The organism is Actinomycetota bacterium (genome assembly GCA_030776725.1).
In the GTDB taxonomy this organism is placed as follows: domain Bacteria; phylum Actinomycetota; class Nitriliruptoria; order Nitriliruptorales; family JAHWKO01; genus JAHWKW01.
The window spans coordinates 1-4,189 of the sequence record JALYHG010000040.1; the positions used below are offsets into that span (position 1 = coordinate 1).

Annotated in this window: 5 protein-coding genes; 4 read left to right on the forward strand and 1 reads right to left on the reverse strand. The window is 71.2% G+C overall.

Annotation, left to right across the window (positions count from 1 at the left end; genetic code table 11):
• The 3 genes from M3N57_01520 to M3N57_01530 all read left to right on the forward strand — a co-directional run.
• Positions 1-628: cell wall-binding repeat-containing protein (locus M3N57_01520; GenBank protein ID MDP9021384.1), on the forward strand; the 628-nt coding region annotated here is incomplete at its 5' end.
• Between the two features lie 4 nt (positions 629-632).
• Positions 633-1,847 carry an arginine deiminase gene (locus M3N57_01525; protein ID MDP9021385.1) on the forward strand — a complete coding sequence of 405 codons (1,215 nt, stop codon included), beginning with the start codon at positions 633-635 and terminating at the stop codon, positions 1,845-1,847.
• Between the two features lie 42 nt (positions 1,848-1,889).
• Positions 1,890-2,918 (forward strand): HD domain-containing protein, encoded by a 1,029-nt coding sequence (locus M3N57_01530; GenBank protein ID MDP9021386.1) that lies wholly within the window; start codon positions 1,890-1,892, stop codon positions 2,916-2,918.
• A gap of 31 nt (positions 2,919-2,949) precedes the next feature.
• Here the strand turns inward: M3N57_01530 and M3N57_01535 are convergent, their stop codons facing one another.
• Positions 2,950-3,498 (reverse strand): hemerythrin domain-containing protein, encoded by a 549-nt coding sequence (locus tag M3N57_01535; GenBank protein MDP9021387.1) that lies wholly within the window; start codon positions 3,496-3,498, stop codon positions 2,950-2,952.
• Positions 3,499-3,641: 143 nt separating this feature from the next.
• Between M3N57_01535 and M3N57_01540 the strand changes: the two genes are divergently transcribed.
• Positions 3,642-4,189: alpha-ketoglutarate-dependent dioxygenase AlkB (locus M3N57_01540; GenBank protein MDP9021388.1), on the forward strand; the 548-nt coding region annotated here is incomplete at its 3' end.

Genomic DNA, 4,189 nt, shown 5'->3' on the forward strand with positions numbered 1-4,189 from the left:
GTTCGGCGCCGCCGAGGACCTGCCCGTCCTGCTCGTCCAGCAAGACAGCCTGCCCGAGCCCACCCGCCGGGCGCTGAGCCACCGCCCCGCCGGCGACCGCGCCGAGCCCGGCGCGTGGGCCAAGACCGTCACCGTGTTCGGTGGGCGGAAAGCGGTCACCGAACAGGTCGCCGCCGAGGCCGTCCGCGTCGCCGGTGACGCCACCCTCGAGCGTTTCGCGGGGGTGACCCGGTACCACACCGCCCAGCTCGCGGCCGACGACCTGCTCCGCCGCTGGGCGGAAGAGCCCGCCGATCCCAACTCCGACAGCAAGGGGCTCGAGGTGGTGCTGGCCACCGGCGACAACTGGCCGGACGCTCTAGGGGCCGGCGCTGCCGCCGACCAGCGCGACGCGGCGTTCCTGCTCGTGCCCGCCGGCACGTTGGCGCACGGATCGGCGACTCGCGCCTGGCTGGAGGAACACGCCGACGCCCTTGTCCACGCCGTCGTGGCCGGCGGGGCGGCGGCCGTCTCGGACACGGTCCTGGTCGAGGTCGAGGAGGCGATCCGGTCGGCCGGACCGCACCGCGCACGTCCCGAGACGTGGGGGCTGGGCGGCGACGTCGGCCAGGCACTGCCGCTGGGCTGACCCGGTGACGACCGTCGGGGTCCGTTCCGAGGTGGGACGCCTGCGGTCGGTTCTCGTGCACCGCCCCGACTTCGAGCTCGCCCGGGTCACACCCGACACCATGGATGAGCTCCTGTTCGACGAGCTGATCTGGGTCGACCGGGCCCGCGACGAGCACCGCCAGTTCACCTCGATCCTCCGCCAGGCCGGGGCAGAAGTGCTGGTCCTCGGTGAGCTGCTGGCTGAGGTGCTCGCCGATCGGGAGCTGGCCGGGCAGGTCGTCGCCGCGCACGTCACCGACATGACGTGCGGCCCGGCGCTGGCCGCACGGGTCCGCGGCTACCTGCTGGACCTGCCGCCAGACCAGCTCGTCCGCCACCTCATCGGCGGGGTCACGCTGGGGGAGGTCGCCGTTCGGGCCGATCGGGACAGCCTCGTGGCCAGCGTCCAGCAGCCGTTCGAGCTGTTGGTGCCGCCGCTGCCCAACGCGGTGTTCACACGCGACTCGTCGGCGTGGATCGGCGACGGGGTCGTGATCTCGCCGATGAACCGCCTGGTGCGGCGGCGCGAAGCGGACCTGCTCCGGCTGATCTATAGCGCCCACCCGCGGTTCGCTGACGCCTCGATCTGGTTCGGCGCCGAGCCGGTCGAGTACTTCCCCGCCACGGTGGAGGGCGGCGACGTCCTCGTCGTTGCCGACCGGGGCCTGGCGATCGGGTTGTCGGAGCGCAGCACCGCGTCGGGCGTCGAGATGCTGGCCGCCCGCCTGTTCGAAGCCGACGTCGTCGAACGCATCGTCGTGGTGGACCTGCCCAAGGCGCGCACCACCATGCACCTGGACACGGTCGTGACCATGGTCGACCGCGACGCGTTCATCCTGTACCCGCAGATACGAGCGCAGGTCCGGTGCCTGCGGATCACGCCCCGCGACGGCCTGCTCGACGTCCGTCCCGGCGGCGACCTCCTGGACGAGCTGGCGTGGGCGGCCGACCTCGATCAGGTCCGCGGCATCGAACCGGAGTTCGGCAGCGTGCAGGCCGAACGCGAACAGTGGAACGACGCCAACAACGTCCTGGCGGTCGCTCCCGGTGAGGTCGTGGCCTACGAACGCAACGCCGCCACCAACGCGATCCTGGAGGACGCCGGGATCACCGTGCACCGCATCCCGTCCAACGAGCTGCCGCGCGGGCGGGGCGGCCCGCGGTGCATGACCTGCCCGGTGCTACGCGACCGGCTGTGACACCCGGCCCCTACGATCGCGCCCCGCGAGCAGGTGGTGAGCATGGGTGAGGCGTTCCTGCGGCGAGACCGCACCCAGCGAGAACGTGAAGAGGAACGGCTGGCACCCGCCGCGACCCGCTCCACAGCCTCGCGCGGTCGGGTCCGCCACGAGCCGGAGGACCCCTTGCGCACCTGCTTCGAGCGGGATCGCGACCGGATCCTGTACTCCAAGGCGTTCCGCCGCCTCAAACACAAGACGCAGGTGTTCCTCAACCCCGAGGGGGACCACGTGGTCACCCGGCTGACCCATACGCTCCAGGTCAGCCAGGTCGCCCGTTCGCTCGCCAGCGGACTGGGGTTGAACGAGCCGCTGGCCGAGGCGATCGCCCTGGGCCACGACGTCGGTCACACCCCGTTCGGACACACCGGCGAGGAGGCGCTGGCCCCGTACGTGGACGGCGGCTGGCACCACGCGGCGCAGAGCGTGCGGATCCTGTCGGTTCTGGAGGACCTGAACCTGACCGCTGAGGTGCTCGACGGGGTCCGGGCGCACTCGTGGCGGGTCGAGCCCCCGCCGGCGACCTGCGAGGGGGAGGTGGTGCGCTTCGCCGACCGGATCGCCTACCTCTCGCACGACGCGCTGGACGCGATGCGCGCCGGCGTGCTGCACCGCGAGGATCTACCGGCCGGCGCCCGCCGCTGCTTCGGTGAGCCCGGCAGCCAGTGGATCGGGGCGATGATCGACGCGGTCCTCGAGGAGAGCCTGGCGACCGGGACGGTCGCGATGGACCCGGGGGCGCTGGAGGTGATGCACGAGCTGCGAGCGTTCCTGTTCGAGCGGGTCTACCGGGCCGAGGAGACCGCCCGGAAGAAGCAGGCCGCCACCACGATCATCCGCCAGCTCGTCGACTACCACCTGCAGCACCCCGGCGAGATGCCGTCGTCGTACCGCGACACCGGAGCCGACCCGGTCACCCAGGTGATCGACTACGTGTCGGGGATGACCGATCGGTACGCCCTGGCGCTGCACGACCGCCTGTTCCGGCCGGTCCTCCCCGTCGACGTGCTCGCCCCCTGGACGTCGGCCTGACGTCAGCGCATCAGACGTGTCGGTACGGGTACTAGGACATCGCGTTTTTGGCGGCGTCGCGGGCGCGGTCGAAGACGCCGGCGATCGGTCCGATGCTCAGGCGCACCTCGGGCGTCTGCGGCGTCTTCGGGTGTGGGTGCGTGGGTGCCTGCTCCTTGATCCGGCGGAAGCCCTCCGCCATCTCGTGGAGTCGCTGGCCGCTGAGCTGCGAGCGCAGCTGCGGGTGCTCCTCGCGTTCCTCGTGCTCGGCGTGGCTCAGGACCATGTCGCGTAGCCGACGGAAGGCGTCGAGGAAGTCGGCGCCCTCGGGGTCCATCTTCTCCATGTCCGCCAACAGCCGTTCGGCTTCCTCCTCCTCGTTGAGGATGGAGGTCGCGACCGGCTCACCCTGGGGCACCTCGTCGCGCAAGGTGGGGTGCACCAATGCCTCCTCGGTGGCTTCATGGCGGGCGAGTTCGTGAACCAACCGGCCGAAAAGTTCGTCACGCTCGTTCGCCGGCGCCTTGTCGATCTGCGCGAACAGCGTGCGGATCTCCTCGTGGTCGTCTCGGATCAGGTCGATGACGTCGTTCTCGGCCATGGTCGTCCTTGTCGCGGGTCTTCCTCGACTGTGGCGGGGATCCCCGGGGTGTTCACGGACCGGAACCCCCCCATCGACCCCGGCCAGAGTTCGGCGGTGGTTCGTCGTGCAGCCCTCGGACCGCCAGTGGCTACCGTCGACTGGTGACACGTCGATGCACCGTCGAGGAGCAGCCCGAGGGGCTGGTGTCCCAACGCGACTTCCTCGACGAGGACGAGGAGCGTCGCGCCCTGGCGGTGGTCGCGGAGATGCAGTTCGACGAGATCCGGATGCGCGGACAGACGGCGCGACGGACCGTGCGACATTTCGGGTACGCGTACGAGTACGAGACGTGGCGGCTGCGCCCGACCGAACCGCTGCCACCGGAGCTGGGATGGCTACGGGACAGGGCCGGCGCGTTCGCCGATGTGGGCCCCGCCGACTTCGCGCAGATCCTGGTGTCGAGGTACCCGCCCGGCGCGACGATCGGCTGGCACCGCGACGCACCGATGTTCGGGGCGAAGGTCGTCGGCGTCTCGCTGGCGGCACCTTGCCGGCTGCGATTCCGGCGGGTACGAGGACAGACGCGGTCGGTCTTCGACCTCGAGCTTCCGCCCCGCTCGGCCTACCTGCTGTCGGGTCCTGCCCGCTCCGCCTGGCAGCACAGCATCCCACCGGTCAAGGACCTGCGCTACTCGATCACGTTCCGCAC